We start from the raw sequence: 15777 nt of genomic DNA, 5'->3' as shown, positions 1-15777 counted from the left end.
CGCGACTGATGAAAATTATCATTCTGGGTGCCGGCCAGGTTGGCGGCACACTGGCGGAAAACCTGGTTGGCGAGAACAACGATATTACTGTTGTCGATACCAACGGTGAGCGTCTGCGGACCTTACAGGATAAATTTGACCTGCGGGTCGTGCAGGGGCATGGCTCTCATCCACGCGTATTGCGGGAGGCAGGTGCCGACGACGCCGATATGCTGGTTGCTGTAACCAGTTCAGATGAAACCAATATGGTTGCCTGCCAGGTAGCCTACTCACTTTTCAACACCCCTAATCGCATCGCTCGTATCCGCTCACCAGACTACGTGCGCGATGCCGATAAGCTATTTCATTCAGATGCTGTGCCGATTGATCATCTGATCGCACCAGAGCAGTTGGTTATCGATAATATTTACCGACTGATTGAGTATCCCGGCGCATTGCAGGTGGTGAACTTCGCTGAGGGTAAAGTCAGCCTGGCTGTGGTTAAAGCCTATTATGGCGGCCCGCTGATTGGTAATGCACTTTCGACCATGCGCGAACATATGCCACATATCGATACTCGTGTGGCAGCAATTTTCCGCCACGATCGCCCCATTCGTCCGCAAGGTTCGACCATTGTTGAAGCTGGTGATGAAGTGTTCTTTATTGCCGCTTCACAGCATATCCGCGCGGTGATGAGTGAATTACAGCGACTGGAAAAACCGTATAAGCGGATCATGCTGGTTGGTGGCGGTAATATCGGTGCAGGGCTGGCGCGTCGTCTGGAAAAAGATTACAGCGTTAAACTCATCGAACGTAATCAGCAGCGCGCTGCCGAACTGGCGGAAAAGTTACAGAATACGATCGTCTTTTTTGGTGATGCGTCGGATCAAGAACTACTGGCCGAAGAACATATCGATCAAGTTGATCTGTTTATTGCCGTCACCAACGATGACGAGGCCAATATCATGTCCGCCATGCTTGCCAAACGTATGGGTGCGAAAAAGGTGATGGTATTGATCCAGCGTCGCGCTTATGTGGATCTGGTTCAGGGGAGCGTTATCGATATTGCGATTTCACCACAACAAGCAACTATTTCTGCGTTGCTTAGCCATGTGCGAAAAGCAGATATTGTTGGTGTTTCCTCATTGCGCCGCGGCGTAGCAGAAGCTATTGAAGCCGTTGCTCACGGTGATGAAAGCACCTCACGCGTTGTCGGCAGAGTCATTGACGAAATCAAGCTACCGCCAGGAACGATTATTGGAGCGGTGGTACGTGGAAACGACGTGATGATTGCCAATGACAATCTGCGCATTGAGCAAGGCGATCACGTAATTATGTTCCTCACAGATAAAAAGTTTATTACCGACGTCGAAAGACTCTTCCAGCCAAGCCCTTTCTTCTTGTAATTAATAAGGCGTCTAATGACGCCTTATTATTTCCCTTTGATTATCAAGGATTAATTAAATTCATTCCTGGCAGGAAAATGGCTTAACATTTGTTAGACTTATGGTTGTCGGCTTCATAGGGAGAATAACATGAGCATTATTAAAGAATTTCGCGAATTTGCGATGCGCGGGAACGTGGTGGATTTGGCGGTGGGTGTCATTATCGGTGCGGCATTCGGGAAGATTGTCTCTTCACTGGTTGCCGATATCATCATGCCTCCTCTGGGCTTATTAATTGGCGGGATCGATTTTAAACAGTTTGCTGTCACGCTACGCGATGCGCAGGGGGATATCCCTGCTGTTGTGATGCATTACGGTGTCTTCATTCAAAACGTCTTTGATTTTCTGATTGTGGCCTTTGCCATCTTTATGGCGATTAAGCTAATCAACAAACTGAATCGGAAAAAAGAAGAACCAGCAGCCGCACCTGCACCAACTAAAGAAGAAGTATTACTGACAGAAATTCGTGATTTGCTGAAAGAGCAGAATAACCGCTCTTAACAAGCGCCTGAAAGCAGAAGACCAGTGGTAAAAAAGTGATTTACTTTCTTGCCACTGGCCTCCCAGTTCCCCCGATTGCCATGTTTTCCTTTTCGCATGTAACTGCCTTTCCCCTTCTTATTTTTCTCTACGCGCTGTCGGAATAAGGGATCATGTAGTAATGCTTCTATCGCATTATCCTTTATCTGCCCTTTAGTATGCTGATATCGACTCATAAAAACTCCAGTTGGTTATTTAACGGCGCGAGTGTAATCCTGCCAGTGCAAAAAATCAACAACCACTCTTAACGCCACTCGCCCCTTGTTCAAGAGCTTCAAGAATCGAACAATAAACACTGCTATGAGCAGTCCCACAACAGGCATCGTTAAGGCGTTGCAAGGAACGCTGCATACTCTGCAACTCGGCTATCCGTGCTTCGACTTCCTGCAATCTTTCCTGCACAATGCCTTTTGACTCCTGACAGGTATGGTGTTCAGGATCGATGCGGATCGACAGCAACTCGCGGATCGACTCCAGACTGAAACCTAGTTGTCTGGCATGGCGGATAAATTTCAATCGCTGGAGATCGCTTTCGGTATATAGGCGAAACCCACCTTCAGTACGCACTTCATGCTCCATCATCTGCTGTTTTTCGTAATAACGAATCGTGTCGGGTGTTACTTCCGCCATTTTTGCCAGCTCACCAATGCGATACATACATACTCCACTAGTTATCGTTGATTTTGTCCAACAACTTGTCAGCATAATCGCCGCGTAAAAAATCGGTACTCAATCCAGCTTGTCGCAGCTTCAATTCCAGTAATGACAATCGACGGCTAACCTCTTGATATTGCGGATCATCGTGACGGATACCTTTGAGAATATCCAGAAGCTGAATTGCTTCTCTCCGTTGCTCAAGTTCTGGCGGTAAGCAACCGGCATTCTTCAGCAAGCGATACCCCGCACGTAATTCCGGTGGCACGTGAGAATCATCATCCAGTATCAATGGTTCGCCGCTACCTGCCAGGTTATCAAACTCACCTTTCGCTTGCGCTTCTGCTATATGGCGCTCTGCCCACTGGTCAAGTAACCACATAAATACTCCAGGGGATGAACAAAAAGAGTACAGCTATTGTAGATAAGTGGGGATACTACGGGTATAAAAAAACCCGCCGGGGCGGGTTTTTTTACGTTGCTTCAGATTACTCTGCAGCAGCTTCTGCTTTCTCTGAACGATCAACCAGCTCGATGTAAGCCATCGGCGCGTTGTCGCCTGCACGGAAGCCACACTTCAGAATACGAGTGTAACCACCGGCACGGCTCGCGAAACGCGGGCCCAGTTCGTTAAACAGTTTTGCCACGATCTCGTTATCACGAGTACGGGCGAATGCCAGACGACGATTAGCAACGCTATCAGTCTTGGCAAGAGTAATCAGCGGCTCAACTACGCGGCGCAGCTCTTTCGCTTTAGGCAGAGTCGTCTTGATGATTTCATGACGAACCAGTGAACCTGCCATATTGCGGAACATAGCCTGGCGATGGCTGCTGTTGCGGTTCAGTTGACGACCACTCTTACGATGGCGCATGACCTTATCCTTCTCAGTAAAACCTTAACCTGTGATCCGGTTACTCGTCAGCGATGCTTGCCGGTGGCCAGTTTTCCAGGCGCATGCCCAGAGACAGTCCACGGGAAGCCAGCACGTCTTTAATCTCAGTAAGAGATTTTTTACCAAGGTTAGGCGTTTTAAGGAGCTCAACCTCGGTACGCTGTACCAGATCACCGATATAGTGGATAGCTTCTGCTTTAAGGCAGTTAGCAGAGCGGACAGTCAATTCCAGATCGTCAACAGGGCGCAGCAGGATCGGATCGAACTCTGGTTTCTCTTCTTTCACTTCAGGCTGACGTACATCACGTAAGTCAACGAAAGCTTCCAGTTGTTCAGCCAGAATGGTTGCCGCACGACGAATCGCCTCTTCAGGATCGATTGTGCCGTTGGTTTCCATTTCGATGACCAGCTTGTCCAGGTCGGTACGCTGTTCTACACGCGCTGCTTCAACATTGTAGGCAATACGCTCCACAGGGCTGTAGCATGCGTCGACCAGCAGACGGCCGATTGGGCGCTCATCTTCTTCCGAATGAATTCGGGTAGAAGCCGGCACATAACCACGACCGCGCTGAACTTTGATACGCATGCTAATAGACGCGTTCTCATCGGTCAGGTGGCAGATCACGTGCTGCGGCTTGACGATTTCGACATCACCGTCGTGGGTGATATCGGCTGCAGTCACAGGGCCAATGCCAGATTTATTCAAGGTAAGAATAACTTCATCTTTGCCCTGAACTCTCACCGCCAGCCCTTTCAGGTTGAGCAGGATTTCCAGGATATCTTCCTGAACGCCTTCTTTGGTGCTGTACTCATGTAGTACACCATCAATCTCAACCTCGGTCACCGCGCAACCCGGCATCGATGAGAGCAGAATACGGCGCAGTGCGTTACCCAGAGTATGGCCAAAGCCACGCTCTAAAGGCTCAAGGGTCACCTTGGCGTGCGTCGAACTCACTTGCTCGATATCAACCAGGCGCGGTTTTAGAAACTCTGTCACAGAACCCTGCATTGTGTCCTCTCTTTGGTACTAAGCTTTACTTGGAGTAAAGCTCGACGATCAGGTGTTCGTTAATGTCCGCAGACAGATCAGAACGCTCCGGCTTACGCTTAAACGTACCTTCCATCTTGCCAGCATCAACTTCCAGCCAGGTTGGCTTTTCACGCTGCTCAGCCAGCTCCAGAGCGGCTTTCACGCGAGACTGCTTCTTCGCTTTCTCACGAATGCTTACAACGTCATTCGGACTAACCTGATAAGAAGCGATGTTAACAACACGACCGTTTACCATAATTGCTTTATGGCTAACCAGCTGACGTGCTTCTGCACGAGTGGCACCGAAGCCCATACGGTATACAACGTTGTCCAGACGACCTTCCAGCAGAGCCAACAGGTTTTCACCGGTGTTGCCTTTCAGACGTGCTGCTTCTTTGTAGTAGTTACGGAACTGACGCTCCAGCACACCATAGATACGGCGAACTTTTTGCTTTTCACGCAACTGCACACCATAGTCAGACAGACGCGGTTTACGCGCACCGTGCTGGCCAGGAGCTTGTTCAATTTTACACTTGGTATCGATCGCGCGAACGCCAGACTTAAGGAATAAGTCGGTGCCCTCACGACGGCTCAGCTTGAGCTTAGGACCCAAATATCTTGCCATTTTCTTTCTCCAACAAACCTGGAAAACGAGGCGTTATACGCGACGTTTTTTCGGCGGACGACAACCGTTATGAGGGATCGGAGTCACATCAGTAATGTTAGTGATGCGGAAACCTGCGGCGTTCAGAGCACGAATAGTAGATTCGCGGCCTGGACCCGGACCTTTAACCATAACTTCCAGATTCTTGATGCCGTATTCTTTCACGGCGTCAGCGCAACGCTCTGCTGCAACCTGAGCTGCAAACGGAGTGGATTTGCGAGAACCACGGAAACCGGAACCACCGGCTGTTGCCCAACCCAACGCGTTACCCTGACGATCAGTGATAGTCACGATGGTGTTGTTGAAAGAAGCATGGATATGAGCCACGCCGTCAGAGACTTGTTTTCTTACACGTTTACGTGCACGAATTGGTGCCTTTGCCATTATTCAATCACCCCGATTATTTCTTGATCGGTTTGCGCGGACCCTTACGGGTACGTGCGTTGGTCTTGGTACGCTGACCGCGAACCGGGAGACCACGACGATGACGCAAACCGCGATAGCAACCAAGATCCATCAGGCGCTTGATGCTCATGCTGATTTCACGGCGCAGATCACCTTCAACGACAAATTTGGCAACTTCGTCACGCAGCGTGTCGATTTGTCCTTCAGACAGCTCACTGATCTTAACATCTTCAGCGATACCCGCTGCAGCCAGGATGGCTTTAGAACGGGTCTTGCCGACGCCATAAATCGAAGTTAATGCGATTACGGCATGCTTATGATCAGGAATGTTAATGCCTGCTATACGGGCCACTATGCACTCCTACTATTTAATATGTACGTTCCATGCTGAAAAGCCCGTTTTCAGGATACTCAAATGGAAACGCACAGACATACAAAAGATTGGCTGGCTAATCTAGCCAGCTCAACCCAACTTTGCAAGAAAAATATGCGAAAAAATCAGCCTTGGCGCTGTTTATGCTTCGGCTCGGCACTGCAAATCACACGGATGACACCATCACGCTTAACGATTTTGCAGTTACGGCATAATTTCTTGACGGAAGCACGAACTTTCATTTTTACTCTCCGTAACTTCTCGGGCGACCAATTATCGGCCGTAGCCTTTCAGGTTCGCCTTCTTCAATGCAGACTCATACTGACTGGACATCATCAGAGTTTGCACTTGAGCCATAAAGTCCATAATCACGACAACAACGATAAGCAGTGAGGTCCCACCGAAGTAGAACGGTACTTTCATTGCATCACGCATGAACTCCGGGATCAGGCAGATAAAGGTAATATACAGCGCACCAACCAGGGTCAGGCGGGTCATTACTTTATCGATATACTTCGCCGTTTGCTCTCCCGGACGAATTCCTGGTACAAATGCACCGGACTTCTTCAGGTTATCTGCTGTTTCACGCGGGTTGAAAACCAACGCCGTGTAGAAGAAACAGAAGAAGATGATTGCAGACGCATAGAGTAACACATAAAGCGGTTGCCCAGGCTGCAAATACAGCGAAATTGTTGTCAGCCAGTTCCAACCAGTACCGCCCCCGAACCATGACGCGATGGTCGCCGGGAACAGAATAATACTGGAAGCGAAGATTGCCGGGATTACCCCCGCCATATTCACTTTCAGCGGTAAATGTGTGCTCTGTGCAGCATAGACACGACGACCTTGCTGACGTTTCGCGTAGTTTACCACAATGCGGCGTTGACCACGCTCAACAAATACAACAAAGAACGTCACTGCAAATACTAATACTGCAACCAACAGCAACACGAGGAAGTGCAGGTCGCCTTGACGCGCTTGCTCGATAGTATGGGCAATGGCTGGCGGGAGTCCCGCGACAATACCGGCGAAGATAATGATTGAAATACCGTTGCCGATACCTCGTTCAGTAATCTGTTCGCCCAACCACATCAGGAACATGGTTCCTGTGACCAGACTTACAACAGCGGTGAAGTAGAATGCAAAGCCCGGGTTAATCACCAGGCCTTGCATACCAGGCATATTCGGCAGACCGGTAGCAATACCGATCGACTGGAATATTGCCAGCACCAGAGTACCGTAGCGGGTGTACTGGCTGATCTTACGACGACCAGACTCCCCTTCTTTCTTAATTTCTGCCAACGTTGGGTGAACCACCGTCAGCAGCTGGATAATGATCGACGCCGAAATATACGGCATGATCCCCAGAGCAAAGATAGAAGCACGGCTGAGAGCACCACCAGAGAACATGTTAAACATCTCAATGATGGTGCCTCGCTGTTGCTCAAGCAGTTTGGCAAGTACAGCGGCATCAATACCAGGGATCGGAATAAAAGAGCCAATACGGAACACAATCAGCGCACCGATAACAAACAGCAGTCTGCGTTTCAGCTCGCCTAAGCCACCTTTGGCACTTTGAAAATCTAATCCCGGTTGTTTAGCCATCTGCTACTTATTCCTCGATTTTACCGCCAGCAGCTTCGATAGCAGCACGAGCGCCTTTAGTAACACGCAGGCCACGAACAGTTACCGGAGTCGTTACTTCGCCAGCCAGGATCACTTTCGCGAACTCGATCTGGATACCGATAATGTTAGCCGCTTTCAGCGTGTTCAGGTCTACTACACCGCCTTCTACTTTAGCCAGGTCAGACAGACGAATTTCGGCTGTAATCGCTGCTTTACGAGAAGTGAAGCCGAATTTCGGCAGACGACGGTACAGAGGCATCTGACCACCCTCGAAACCGCGACGTACGCCACCGCCAGAACGAGACTTCTGACCTTTGTGACCACGACCACCGGTTTTACCGAGGCCAGAACCGATACCACGACCCAGGCGTTTACCCGCCTTTTTGGAGCCTTCGGCCGGAGACAGAGTATTTAAACGCATCTCTTACTCCTCAACTTTAACCATGAAGGAAACCGCGTTGATCATACCGCGAATAGCAGGAGTATCCTCGCGCTCTACGGTGTGACCAATACGACGCAGACCCAGGCCAAGCAGCGTTGCCTTGTGTTTCGGCAGACGACCGATTGCACTGCGGGTTTGAGTAATTTTAATAGTCTTTGCCATGGTTTATTTCCCCAGAATTTCTTCAACGGATTTACCACGCTTGGCAGCGACCATTTCTGGAGAATTCATATTTTCCAGGCCATCAATAGTTGCACGAACCACGTTGATCGGGTTGGTGGAACCATAGGCTTTAGCCAGAACGTTATGAACCCCAGCGACTTCCAGAACGGCGCGCATTGCACCACCGGCGATGATACCGGTACCTTCGGAAGCCGGCTGCATGAATACGCGAGAACCCGTGTGAACACCTTTAACAGGGTGTTGCAGAGTGCCGTTATTCAGCGCGACGTTAATCATATTGCGACGGGCTTTTTCCATCGCTTTCTGGATCGCTGCTGGAACTTCACGCGCTTTACCGTAACCAAAACCAACGCGACCGTTACCATCGCCAACTACAGTCAGAGCTGTGAAGGAGAAAATACGACCACCTTTAACGGTTTTAGATACGCGGTTTACCGCGATCAGCTTTTCCTGCAGTTCGCCAGCTTGTTTTTCGATGTGAGCCATCTTACACCTCTACCTTAGAACTGAAGGCCAGCTTCACGGGCAGCATCTGCCAGTGCCTGGACACGACCATGATATTGGAACCCGGAACGGTCAAAGGATACATCTTTGATGCCTTTTTCCAGAGCGCGTTCAGCGACAGCTTTACCCACAGCTGCAGCCGCGTCTTTGTTACCGGTGTACTTCAGTTGTTCAGCGATAGCTTTTTCTACAGTAGAAGCAGCTACCAGAACTTCAGAACCGTTCGGTGCAATTACCTGTGCGTAAATGTGACGCGGGGTACGATGTACCACCAGGCGAGTTGCGCCCAGCTCCTGGAGCTTGCGGCGTGCGCGGGTCGCACGACGGATACGAGCAGATTTCTTATCCATAGTGTTACCTTACTTCTTCTTAGCCTCTTTGGTACGCACGACTTCGTCGGCGTAACGAACACCCTTGCCTTTATAAGGCTCAGGACGACGGTAGGCGCGCAGATCCGCTGCAACCTGGCCGATCACCTGCTTATCAGCGCCTTTCAGCACGATTTCAGTCTGAGTCGGACATTCAGCAGTGATACCCGCAGGCAGCTGATGGTCAACAGGATGAGAGAAACCCAGAGACAGGTTAATCACATTACCTTTAACCGCTGCACGGTAACCTACACCAACCAGCTGCAGCTTCTTAGTGAAGCCTTCGGTAACACCGATAACCATTGAGTTCAGCAGGGCACGCGCGGTACCAGCCTGTGCCCAACCGTCTGCGTAACCATCACGCGGACCGAAGGTCAGGGTATTATCTGCATGTTTAACTTCAACAGCATCGTTGAGAGTACGAGTCAGCTCGCCGTTTTTACCTTTGATCGTAATAACCTGACCGTTGATTTTTACGTCAACGCCGGCAGGAACAACGACCGGTGCTTTAGCAACACGAGACATTTTTTCCTCCGATTAGGCTACGTAGCAGATAATTTCGCCACCAAGACCAGCCTGGCGCGCTGCACGATCAGTCATAACACCTTTAGAGGTAGAAACAACTGCGATACCCAGACCCGCCATAACTTTCGGCAGCTCATCTTTACGTTTATAGATGCGCAGACCTGGGCGGCTGACACGCTGAATGCTTTCTACAACAGCTTTGCCCTGGAAATACTTCAGAGTAAGTTCCAGTTCAGGCTTGGTGTCGCCTTCAACTTTAAAATCTTCAATAAAACCTTCTTCCTTCAGCACGTTGGCGATTGCCACTTTCAGCTTGGAGGAAGGCATGGTGACCGCAGCTTTGTTCGCGGCCTGACCGTTACGGATACGGGTCAGCATATCCGCGATCGGATCTTGCATGCTCATCTGTCTTTACTCCCGTGATTCAATTGGTGACAATTACCAGCTAGCCTTTTTCAGACCCGGGATTTCACCGCGCATAGCGGCTTCACGGACCTTAATACGGCTCAACCCGAACTTCCGCAGGAAACCATGCGGACGACCTGTTTGACGGCAGCGGTTACGCTGACGAGACGGGCTGGAATCACGCGGCAGAGTCTGCAGCTTGAGAACAGCGTTCCAACGATCTTCGTCGGAAGCGTTCACATCAGAGATGATCGCTTTCAGTTCAGCGCGTTTCGCGAAGTATTTATCAGCTAAAGCTACGCGTTTTACTTCGCGTGCTTTCATTGATTGCTTAGCCATTTAGTAACCCTACCTTACTTGCGGAACGGGAAGTCAAAGGCAGCCAGCAGAGCGCGGCCTTCTTCGTCAGATTTCGCAGTAGTGGTAATGGTAATATCCAAACCACGAACGCGGTCGACTTTATCGTAGTCGATTTCTGGGAAGATGATCTGCTCACGGACACCCATGCTGTAGTTACCACGACCGTCGAAAGACTTAGCGGACAGGCCACGGAAGTCACGGATACGAGGTACAGCAATAGTGATCAGGCGCTCAAAGAACTCCCACATGCGTTCGCCACGCAGAGTTACTTTACAGCCGATCGGATAGCCCTGACGGATTTTGAAGCCTGCAACAGATTTGCGTGCTTTGGTGATCAGCGGTTTTTGACCGGAGATTGCTGCCAGGTCTGCTGCTGCGTTATCCAGCAGTTTTTTGTCAGCGATCGCTTCACCAACACCCATGTTCAGGGTGATCTTCTCGACCCGAGGGACTTGCATGACAGAATTGTAGTTAAACTCAGTCATGAGTTTTTTAACTACTTCGTCTTTGTAGTAATCATGCAGTTTCGCCATCGTACTACTCCAAATTACTTGATAGTTTCGCTGTTAGACTTGAAGAAACGGACTTTTTTACCGTCTTCGAATCTAAAGCCTACACGGTCAGCCTTGCCGGTTGCCGCATTGAAGATTGCTACGTTGGAAACCTGAATAGCGGCTTCTTTTTCAACGATGCCACCCGGTTGGTTCAGGGCCGGAACCGGCTTCTGATGTTTCTTAACCAGGTTGATACCTTCAACAATGACCTTGCCGGAAGACAAGACATTCTTAACTTTACCGCGTTTACCTTTATCTTTACCGGTTAACACGATAACTTCGTCATCACGACGGATTTTCGCTGCCATGATTCGCTCCTTAGAGTACTTCTGGTGCCAGAGAGATAATTTTCATGAACTTCTCACTACGAAGCTCACGAGTTACCGGCCCAAAAATACGCGTACCGATAGGCTGCTCGCTGTTGTTGTTCAGAAGAACACAAGCATTACCATCGAAGCGAATGACAGAACCGTCCGGGCGACGAACACCCTTCTTGGTGCGCACCACTACCGCCTTCAGCACATCACCTTTTTTGACCTTACCACGCGGAATTGCTTCTTTGATGGTGATCTTGATGATGTCGCCTACGCCTGCGTAGCGACGGTGCGAGCCACCCAGAACCTTGATACACATTACGCGACGTGCACCGGAGTTGTCGGCGACGTTCAGCATAGTCTGTTCTTGGATCATTTTAGTGCTCCGCTAATGTCAACTACTACTGAGACCCGAAAATCAGGTCGTTAAAAATCCCCATATCGAGGGCGCGGCATTATAACACCGCTTCAAGGATATGGGTAGAAAAAATAAACGGCTCATTTCTGAGCCGTTTATTCGTATTGAGAGAGTGTACTGTATTACAGAACCGCTTTCTCTACAACGCGAACCAGCGTCCAGGATTTAGTCTTGGACAGCGGACGGCATTCGCGGATTTCAACCACGTCACCGATACCGCATTCGTTGTTCTCGTCATGTACGTGCAGTTTGGTCGTACGCTTGATGAATTTACCGTAGATCGGGTGTTTCACAAAACGTTCGATAGCAACAACAATGGATTTCTCCATTTTGTCGCTAACAACGCGACCTTGCAGAGTACGGATTTTATCGGTCATTACGCACCCGCCTTCTCGTTCAGTAAAGTCTTAACGCGTGCGACATCGCGACGCACTTGCTTCAACAGGTGAGACTGTTGCAGCTGGCCACTTGCAGCCTGCATACGCAGGTTGAACTGCTCACGCAGCAGGTTCAGCAGCTCTGTGTTCAGCTCTTCAACGCTCTTCTCACGCAGCTCTTTTGCTTTCATTACATCACCGTCTTAGTTACAAAGGTGGTTTTAATCGGCAGTTTCGCTGCTGCCAGCTTGAATGCTTCACGGGCCAGCTCTTCCGGAACACCGTCCATTTCATACAGGACTTTACCCGGCTGAATCAAGGCAACCCAATACTCCACGTTACCTTTACCTTTACCCATACGCACTGCCAGCGGCTTTTCAGTGATCGGTTTGTCCGGGAACACACGGATCCAGATCTTACCTTGACGCTTAACTGCACGGGTCATAGCACGACGTGCTGCTTCGATCTGACGGGCAGTCAGACGACCACGGCCAACAGCTTTCAGACCGAAGCTGCCGAAGCTAACATCCGTACCCTGCGCCAGACCGCGGTTACGGCCTTTGTGCATTTTACGGAATTTTGTACGCTTTGGTTGTAACATCAGCGACGCTCCTTATTTACGGCCTTTACGCTGCTGCTTTTTAGGCTGAGCAGCCGGTTTTTCCGGTTGTTCAACAGCAGCCATACCACCCAGGATCTCGCCTTTGAAGATCCACACTTTAACGCCGATTACACCGTAAGTGGTGTGCGCTTCAGAGGTGTTGTAGTCGATGTCAGCACGCAGAGTGTGCAGCGGTACGCGACCTTCGCGGTACCATTCGGTACGTGCGATTTCCGCGCCGCCCAGACGGCCGCTAACTTCAACTTTAATACCTTTAGCGCCCAGACGCATTGCGTTCTGTACAGCACGCTTCATAGCACGACGGAACATAACGCGACGTTCCAGCTGAGAAGTGATGCTGTCAGCAACCAGTTTTGCGTCCAGTTCAGGCTTACGAACTTCGGCGATGTTGATCTGTGCAGGAACGCCAGCGATGTCCGCTACGACCTTACGCAGTTTTTCTACGTCTTCACCTTTTTTACCGATAACGATACCCGGGCGAGCAGTGTGAATGGTTACACGGATGCTCTTAGCCGGACGCTCGATAACGATACGAGATACGGACGCTTTAGCCAGTTCCTTAGTCAGGTACTGACGTACTTTAAAATCGCTGTCCAGGTTGTCAGCGAATTCTTTGGTGTTCGCAAACCAGGTAGAGTTCCATGGTTTTACAATACCCAGGCGAATACCATTAGGATGTACTTTCTGACCCATTGCTAGTCTCCAGAGTCTCAGCGATCGGACACAACCACAGTGATGTGGCTGGTGCGCTTCAGGATGCGATCTGCACGACCTTTTGCACGCGGCATAATGCGCTTCATGCTCGGGCCTTCGTCTACGAAAATTTTCGTAACTTTCAGATCGTCAATGTCAGCGCCATCGTTGTGTTCAGCGTTAGCAATGGCAGATTCCAGAACTTTCTTGACCAGTACAGCCGCTTTCTTGTTGGTGTAGGTCAAAATATCCAGAGCCTGCGACACTTTCTTACCGCGAATCAGGTCAGCAACAAGGCGAACCTTCTGAGCAGAAGAACGAGCATGGCGATGTTTAGCGATAGTTTCCATCTCTTCCTCCTACCTTATTTCTTCTTCGCTTTTTTATCAGCAGCGTGGCCGCGATAAGTACGAGTCGGTGCGAATTCACCCAGTTTGTGACCAACCATTTCGTCGGTTACAAATACCGGAACGTGCTGACGACCATTATGGACAGCGATGGTCAAACCGATCATGTTAGGAAAGATCGTTGAACGACGGGACCAAGTGCGCAGGGGCTTCTTGTCTCCGCTTTCCACCGCTTTCTCTACCTTCTTCAGCAAGTGCAGGTCAATAAAAGGACCTTTCTTGAGAGAACGTGGCATGGCTTATCCTCTAAAATTATTTGCTACGGCGACGTACGATGAATTTATCAGTACGCTTGTTGCTGCGGGTCTTCTTACCTTTGGTCTGAACGCCCCACGGAGTTACCGGGTGCTTACCAAAGTTACGACCTTCACCACCACCATGTGGGTGGTCTACCGGGTTCATCGCGGTACCGCGAACGGTCGGACGAACACCACGCCAGCGTGCAGCACCTGCTTTACCCAGAACGCGCAGCATATGCTCAGCATTGCCAACTTCGCCCAGAGTTGCACGGCAGTCTGCTTCTACTTTACGCATTTCACCAGAACGCAGACGCAGGGTGACATAAGCACCATCACGAGCAACGATCTGAACGTAAGTACCAGCGGAACGTGCCAGCTGACCGCCTTTACCTGGTTTCATTTCTACGTTATGAACAGTAGAACCAACCGGGATGTTGCGCATCGGCAGGGTGTTACCTGGTTTGATTGCAGCATCAACGCCAGACTGAATCTGGTCGCCAGCTTTCAGGCCTTTAGGGGCCAGGATGTAACGGCGTTCACCGTCTTTGTACAGAACCAGCGCGATGTTCGCGGAACGGTTCGGATCGTACTCAAGACGTTCAACAACTGCCGGGATACCGTCTTTGTTGCGTTTGAAGTCAACAATACGGTAAGCCTGCTTGTGGCCACCACCGATATGACGAGTGGTGATACGGCCATTGTTGTTACGACCACCGGATTTGCTGTTTTTTTCCAGCAACGGAGCAAAAGGTTTGCCCTTGTGCAGCTCAGGGTTAACCACTTTAACTACGTGGCGACGACCCGGAGATGTCGGTTTACATTTAACAACTGCCATTGTATTACTCCTCCGACTTACTCAGCGCCGCCAACGAAGTCCAGATTCTGGCCTTCTTTCAGGGTGACGTAAGCTTTTTTCCAGTCGCTACGACGACCGATACGCTGTCCGTGACGTTTAACTTTCCCTTTAACTACCAGGGTGTTAACGACTTCGACTTCGACTTCAAACAGTTTCTGCACAGCAGCTTTGATTTCTGCTTTGGTCGCGTCTTTAGCAACTTTGAGTACGATGGTGTTGGATTTTTCCATCGCAGTAGACGCTTTTTCAGAAACGTGCGGTGCACGCAGCACCTTCAGCAGACGTTCTTCACGAATCATGCCAGCATCTCCTCAACTTGCTTAACAGCATCAGCAGTCATTACGACTTTGTCGAAGGCGATCAGGCTAACCGGGTCGATACCAGTTGCATCGCGTACGTCAACCTTGTGCAGGTTGCGCGCAGCCAGGAACAGGTTTTCGTCCAGCTCACCGGTGATGATCAGCACATCTTCCAGAGCCATGTCTTTCAGTTTCTGTGCCAGCAGCTTAGTTTTCGGCGCTTCTACAGAGAACTTCTCGACAACGATCAGACGATCCTGACGTACCAGTTCGGACAGGATGCTTTTCAGCGCGCCGCGGTACATCTTCTTGTTAACTTTTTGACTGTGGTCCTGCGGACGAGCAGCAAAGGTCACGCCACCAGAACGCCAGATCGGGCTCTTGATAGAACCAGAACGCGCACGGCCGGTGCCTTTCTGGCGCCACGGTTTTTTACCGGAACCAGTTACTTCAGCACGAGTCTTCTGAGCACGAGTACCCTGACGAGCACCAGCTGCATAAGCAACAACAACCTGGTGAACCAGCGCTTCGTTGAAATCACGACCGAAGGTAGTTTCGGAAACAGTCAGCGCGCTCTGCGCGTCTTTCAATACTAATTCCAT

31 protein-coding genes are annotated in these 15777 nt (G+C 50.1%); 2 read left to right on the top strand and 29 right to left on the bottom strand.

What is annotated here, in order from left to right:
• Positions 1 to 8 precede the first annotated feature (8 nt).
• Both trkA and mscL read left to right on the top strand, forming a co-directional pair.
• A complete protein-coding gene (trkA, locus tag AB4H76_RS02825; protein ID WP_000691382.1) occupies positions 9 to 1385 on the top strand; it encodes a Trk system potassium transporter TrkA in 1377 nt (458 codons plus the stop codon).
• Between the two features lie 129 nt (positions 1386 to 1514).
• Entirely contained in the window at positions 1515 to 1925 is a 411-nt protein-coding gene (gene mscL / locus AB4H76_RS02820; RefSeq protein WP_000022442.1) for a large-conductance mechanosensitive channel protein MscL, read from the top strand.
• Here mscL and arfA read toward each other — a convergent pair.
• The 29 genes from arfA to rplD form a co-directional block, all read right to left on the bottom strand.
• Complete coding sequence (gene arfA / locus AB4H76_RS02815; RefSeq protein WP_000092696.1) at positions 1922 to 2140, bottom strand: alternative ribosome-rescue factor ArfA; 219 nt, start codon at positions 2138 to 2140, stop codon at positions 1922 to 1924. The genes mscL and arfA overlap by 4 nt on opposite strands.
• A 55-nt stretch (positions 2141 to 2195) precedes the next feature.
• Positions 2196 to 2621, bottom strand: a complete 426-nt coding sequence (zntR, locus tag AB4H76_RS02810; protein ID WP_000285607.1) for a Zn(2+)-responsive transcriptional regulator — start codon at positions 2619 to 2621, stop codon at positions 2196 to 2198.
• Between the two features lie 10 nt (positions 2622 to 2631).
• A complete protein-coding gene (locus tag AB4H76_RS02805) occupies positions 2632 to 3000 on the bottom strand; it encodes a DUF1992 domain-containing protein (protein WP_000266486.1) in 369 nt (122 codons plus the stop codon).
• Positions 3001 to 3106: 106 nt separating this feature from the next.
• Complete coding sequence (gene rplQ / locus AB4H76_RS02800; RefSeq protein WP_001216368.1) at positions 3107 to 3490, bottom strand: 50S ribosomal protein L17; 384 nt, start codon at positions 3488 to 3490, stop codon at positions 3107 to 3109.
• 40 nt (positions 3491 to 3530) lie between these two features.
• Positions 3531 to 4520, bottom strand: a complete 990-nt coding sequence (locus AB4H76_RS02795) for a DNA-directed RNA polymerase subunit alpha (RefSeq protein ID WP_001162094.1) — start codon at positions 4518 to 4520, stop codon at positions 3531 to 3533.
• Positions 4521 to 4545: 25 nt separating this feature from the next.
• Positions 4546 to 5166: a 30S ribosomal protein S4 gene (rpsD, locus tag AB4H76_RS02790; protein ID WP_000135224.1), complete on the bottom strand. Its 621-nt coding sequence runs from the start codon at positions 5164 to 5166 to the stop codon at positions 4546 to 4548.
• A gap of 33 nt (positions 5167 to 5199) precedes the next feature.
• Positions 5200 to 5589: a 30S ribosomal protein S11 gene (rpsK, locus tag AB4H76_RS02785; protein ID WP_001029684.1), complete on the bottom strand. Its 390-nt coding sequence runs from the start codon at positions 5587 to 5589 to the stop codon at positions 5200 to 5202.
• Positions 5590 to 5605: 16 nt separating this feature from the next.
• Positions 5606 to 5962 (bottom strand): 30S ribosomal protein S13, encoded by a 357-nt coding sequence (rpsM, locus tag AB4H76_RS02780; RefSeq protein ID WP_000090775.1) that lies wholly within the window; start codon positions 5960 to 5962, stop codon positions 5606 to 5608.
• 146 nt (positions 5963 to 6108) lie between these two features.
• Complete coding sequence (gene rpmJ / locus AB4H76_RS02775) at positions 6109 to 6225, bottom strand: 50S ribosomal protein L36 (RefSeq protein WP_000868187.1); 117 nt, start codon at positions 6223 to 6225, stop codon at positions 6109 to 6111.
• A gap of 31 nt (positions 6226 to 6256) precedes the next feature.
• Positions 6257 to 7588: a preprotein translocase subunit SecY gene (secY, locus tag AB4H76_RS02770; protein ID WP_001118861.1), complete on the bottom strand. Its 1332-nt coding sequence runs from the start codon at positions 7586 to 7588 to the stop codon at positions 6257 to 6259.
• A 7-nt stretch (positions 7589 to 7595) separates the two neighbouring features.
• Positions 7596 to 8030, bottom strand: coding sequence for a 50S ribosomal protein L15 (rplO, locus tag AB4H76_RS02765; RefSeq protein WP_001238914.1), 435 nt, complete (start codon positions 8028 to 8030; stop codon positions 7596 to 7598).
• 3 nt (positions 8031 to 8033) lie between these two features.
• A complete protein-coding gene (gene rpmD, locus AB4H76_RS02760; RefSeq protein ID WP_001140433.1) occupies positions 8034 to 8213 on the bottom strand; it encodes a 50S ribosomal protein L30 in 180 nt (59 codons plus the stop codon).
• Positions 8214 to 8216: 3 nt separating this feature from the next.
• Complete coding sequence (gene rpsE, locus AB4H76_RS02755) at positions 8217 to 8720, bottom strand: 30S ribosomal protein S5 (RefSeq protein WP_000940121.1); 504 nt, start codon at positions 8718 to 8720, stop codon at positions 8217 to 8219.
• Between the two features lie 14 nt (positions 8721 to 8734).
• On the bottom strand, positions 8735 to 9088 hold the full coding sequence (rplR, locus tag AB4H76_RS02750; RefSeq protein ID WP_000358960.1) for a 50S ribosomal protein L18: 354 nt from the start codon (positions 9086 to 9088) through the stop codon (positions 8735 to 8737).
• A gap of 9 nt (positions 9089 to 9097) precedes the next feature.
• Positions 9098 to 9631 (bottom strand): 50S ribosomal protein L6, encoded by a 534-nt coding sequence (gene rplF, locus AB4H76_RS02745; protein WP_000091945.1) that lies wholly within the window; start codon positions 9629 to 9631, stop codon positions 9098 to 9100.
• 12 nt (positions 9632 to 9643) lie between these two features.
• Positions 9644 to 10036: a 30S ribosomal protein S8 gene (rpsH, locus tag AB4H76_RS02740; RefSeq protein ID WP_000062611.1), complete on the bottom strand. Its 393-nt coding sequence runs from the start codon at positions 10034 to 10036 to the stop codon at positions 9644 to 9646.
• 33 nt (positions 10037 to 10069) lie between these two features.
• The gene (gene rpsN / locus AB4H76_RS02735) at positions 10070 to 10375 is read right to left on the bottom strand and encodes a 30S ribosomal protein S14 (RefSeq protein WP_001118930.1); all 306 of its coding nucleotides are present in this window, start codon (positions 10373 to 10375) and stop codon (positions 10070 to 10072) included.
• Between the two features lie 14 nt (positions 10376 to 10389).
• A complete protein-coding gene (gene rplE, locus AB4H76_RS02730) occupies positions 10390 to 10929 on the bottom strand; it encodes a 50S ribosomal protein L5 (protein WP_001096200.1) in 540 nt (179 codons plus the stop codon).
• Between the two features lie 14 nt (positions 10930 to 10943).
• Positions 10944 to 11258 carry a 50S ribosomal protein L24 gene (gene rplX / locus AB4H76_RS02725; protein WP_000729185.1) on the bottom strand — a complete coding sequence of 105 codons (315 nt, stop codon included), beginning with the start codon at positions 11256 to 11258 and terminating at the stop codon, positions 10944 to 10946.
• 10 nt (positions 11259 to 11268) lie between these two features.
• A complete protein-coding gene (rplN, locus tag AB4H76_RS02720; RefSeq protein WP_000613955.1) occupies positions 11269 to 11640 on the bottom strand; it encodes a 50S ribosomal protein L14 in 372 nt (123 codons plus the stop codon).
• A gap of 164 nt (positions 11641 to 11804) precedes the next feature.
• Positions 11805 to 12059 (bottom strand): 30S ribosomal protein S17, encoded by a 255-nt coding sequence (gene rpsQ / locus AB4H76_RS02715; RefSeq protein ID WP_000130100.1) that lies wholly within the window; start codon positions 12057 to 12059, stop codon positions 11805 to 11807.
• Positions 12059 to 12250 (bottom strand): 50S ribosomal protein L29, encoded by a 192-nt coding sequence (gene rpmC / locus AB4H76_RS02710; protein WP_000644741.1) that lies wholly within the window; start codon positions 12248 to 12250, stop codon positions 12059 to 12061. Before rpmC ends, rpsQ begins: the two co-directional genes overlap by 1 nt.
• Positions 12250 to 12660: a 50S ribosomal protein L16 gene (gene rplP / locus AB4H76_RS02705; RefSeq protein ID WP_000941212.1), complete on the bottom strand. Its 411-nt coding sequence runs from the start codon at positions 12658 to 12660 to the stop codon at positions 12250 to 12252. The genes rpmC and rplP overlap by 1 nt, the downstream gene beginning before the upstream one ends.
• A 12-nt stretch (positions 12661 to 12672) precedes the next feature.
• A complete protein-coding gene (gene rpsC, locus AB4H76_RS02700) occupies positions 12673 to 13374 on the bottom strand; it encodes a 30S ribosomal protein S3 (RefSeq protein WP_000529945.1) in 702 nt (233 codons plus the stop codon).
• A gap of 17 nt (positions 13375 to 13391) precedes the next feature.
• Positions 13392 to 13724: a 50S ribosomal protein L22 gene (rplV, locus tag AB4H76_RS02695; RefSeq protein ID WP_000447529.1), complete on the bottom strand. Its 333-nt coding sequence runs from the start codon at positions 13722 to 13724 to the stop codon at positions 13392 to 13394.
• Positions 13725 to 13738: 14 nt separating this feature from the next.
• A complete protein-coding gene (gene rpsS / locus AB4H76_RS02690) occupies positions 13739 to 14017 on the bottom strand; it encodes a 30S ribosomal protein S19 (protein ID WP_001138117.1) in 279 nt (92 codons plus the stop codon).
• A gap of 16 nt (positions 14018 to 14033) precedes the next feature.
• Positions 14034 to 14855, bottom strand: a complete 822-nt coding sequence (rplB, locus tag AB4H76_RS02685; protein ID WP_000301864.1) for a 50S ribosomal protein L2 — start codon at positions 14853 to 14855, stop codon at positions 14034 to 14036.
• Positions 14856 to 14872: 17 nt separating this feature from the next.
• Positions 14873 to 15175: a 50S ribosomal protein L23 gene (rplW, locus tag AB4H76_RS02680; protein ID WP_000617544.1), complete on the bottom strand. Its 303-nt coding sequence runs from the start codon at positions 15173 to 15175 to the stop codon at positions 14873 to 14875.
• Complete coding sequence (rplD, locus tag AB4H76_RS02675) at positions 15172 to 15777, bottom strand: 50S ribosomal protein L4 (protein WP_000424395.1); 606 nt, start codon at positions 15775 to 15777, stop codon at positions 15172 to 15174. Before rplD ends, rplW begins: the two co-directional genes overlap by 4 nt.

Source organism: Escherichia sp. UTM R2, from assembly GCF_048593455.1.
Taxonomy (GTDB): domain Bacteria; phylum Pseudomonadota; class Gammaproteobacteria; order Enterobacterales; family Enterobacteriaceae; genus Escherichia; species Escherichia coli.
The sequence above is the reverse complement of the archived record's forward strand: the minus strand, read 5'-3'. Positions and strand labels throughout refer to the sequence as shown.

Bases quoted from the DNA above. Each gene is read 5' to 3' on its own strand.
- rpmJ (WP_000868187.1), bottom strand. From the start codon at position 6,225: ATGAAAGTTCGTGCTTCCGTCAAGAAATTATGCCGTAACTGCAAAATC.
- rplW (WP_000617544.1), bottom strand. From the start codon at position 15,175: ATGATTCGTGAAGAACGTCTGCTGAAGGTGCTGCGTGCACCGCACGTT.
- rpsK (WP_001029684.1), bottom strand. From the start codon at position 5,589: ATGGCAAAGGCACCAATTCGTGCACGTAAACGTGTAAGAAAACAAGTC.
- rpsS (WP_001138117.1), bottom strand. From the start codon at position 14,017: ATGCCACGTTCTCTCAAGAAAGGTCCTTTTATTGACCTGCACTTGCTG.
- trkA (WP_000691382.1), top strand. From the start codon at position 9: ATGAAAATTATCATTCTGGGTGCCGGCCAGGTTGGCGGCACACTGGCG.
- rplV (WP_000447529.1), bottom strand. From the start codon at position 13,724: ATGGAAACTATCGCTAAACATCGCCATGCTCGTTCTTCTGCTCAGAAG.
- rpsN (WP_001118930.1), bottom strand. From the start codon at position 10,375: ATGGCTAAGCAATCAATGAAAGCACGCGAAGTAAAACGCGTAGCTTTA.
- zntR (WP_000285607.1), bottom strand. From the start codon at position 2,621: ATGTATCGCATTGGTGAGCTGGCAAAAATGGCGGAAGTAACACCCGAC.
- rpmD (WP_001140433.1), bottom strand. From the start codon at position 8,213: ATGGCAAAGACTATTAAAATTACTCAAACCCGCAGTGCAATCGGTCGT.
- rpmC (WP_000644741.1), bottom strand. From the start codon at position 12,250: ATGAAAGCAAAAGAGCTGCGTGAGAAGAGCGTTGAAGAGCTGAACACA.
- rplR (WP_000358960.1), bottom strand. From the start codon at position 9,088: ATGGATAAGAAATCTGCTCGTATCCGTCGTGCGACCCGCGCACGCCGC.
- rplQ (WP_001216368.1), bottom strand. From the start codon at position 3,490: ATGCGCCATCGTAAGAGTGGTCGTCAACTGAACCGCAACAGCAGCCAT.
- rplN (WP_000613955.1), bottom strand. From the start codon at position 11,640: ATGATCCAAGAACAGACTATGCTGAACGTCGCCGACAACTCCGGTGCA.
- rpsH (WP_000062611.1), bottom strand. From the start codon at position 10,036: ATGAGCATGCAAGATCCGATCGCGGATATGCTGACCCGTATCCGTAAC.
- secY (WP_001118861.1), bottom strand. From the start codon at position 7,588: ATGGCTAAACAACCGGGATTAGATTTTCAAAGTGCCAAAGGTGGCTTA.
- rplE (WP_001096200.1), bottom strand. From the start codon at position 10,929: ATGGCGAAACTGCATGATTACTACAAAGACGAAGTAGTTAAAAAACTC.
- rplO (WP_001238914.1), bottom strand. From the start codon at position 8,030: ATGCGTTTAAATACTCTGTCTCCGGCCGAAGGCTCCAAAAAGGCGGGT.
- AB4H76_RS02805 (WP_000266486.1), bottom strand. From the start codon at position 3,000: ATGTGGTTACTTGACCAGTGGGCAGAGCGCCATATAGCAGAAGCGCAA.
- rpsQ (WP_000130100.1), bottom strand. From the start codon at position 12,059: ATGACCGATAAAATCCGTACTCTGCAAGGTCGCGTTGTTAGCGACAAA.
- rpsD (WP_000135224.1), bottom strand. From the start codon at position 5,166: ATGGCAAGATATTTGGGTCCTAAGCTCAAGCTGAGCCGTCGTGAGGGC.
- mscL (WP_000022442.1), top strand. From the start codon at position 1,515: ATGAGCATTATTAAAGAATTTCGCGAATTTGCGATGCGCGGGAACGTG.
- rplP (WP_000941212.1), bottom strand. From the start codon at position 12,660: ATGTTACAACCAAAGCGTACAAAATTCCGTAAAATGCACAAAGGCCGT.
- rpsC (WP_000529945.1), bottom strand. From the start codon at position 13,374: ATGGGTCAGAAAGTACATCCTAATGGTATTCGCCTGGGTATTGTAAAA.
- arfA (WP_000092696.1), bottom strand. From the start codon at position 2,140: ATGAGTCGATATCAGCATACTAAAGGGCAGATAAAGGATAATGCGATA.
- rplF (WP_000091945.1), bottom strand. From the start codon at position 9,631: ATGTCTCGTGTTGCTAAAGCACCGGTCGTTGTTCCTGCCGGCGTTGAC.
- rplX (WP_000729185.1), bottom strand. From the start codon at position 11,258: ATGGCAGCGAAAATCCGTCGTGATGACGAAGTTATCGTGTTAACCGGT.
- AB4H76_RS02795 (WP_001162094.1), bottom strand. From the start codon at position 4,520: ATGCAGGGTTCTGTGACAGAGTTTCTAAAACCGCGCCTGGTTGATATC.
- rplB (WP_000301864.1), bottom strand. From the start codon at position 14,855: ATGGCAGTTGTTAAATGTAAACCGACATCTCCGGGTCGTCGCCACGTA.
- rplD (WP_000424395.1), bottom strand. From the start codon at position 15,777: ATGGAATTAGTATTGAAAGACGCGCAGAGCGCGCTGACTGTTTCCGAA.
- rpsE (WP_000940121.1), bottom strand. From the start codon at position 8,720: ATGGCTCACATCGAAAAACAAGCTGGCGAACTGCAGGAAAAGCTGATC.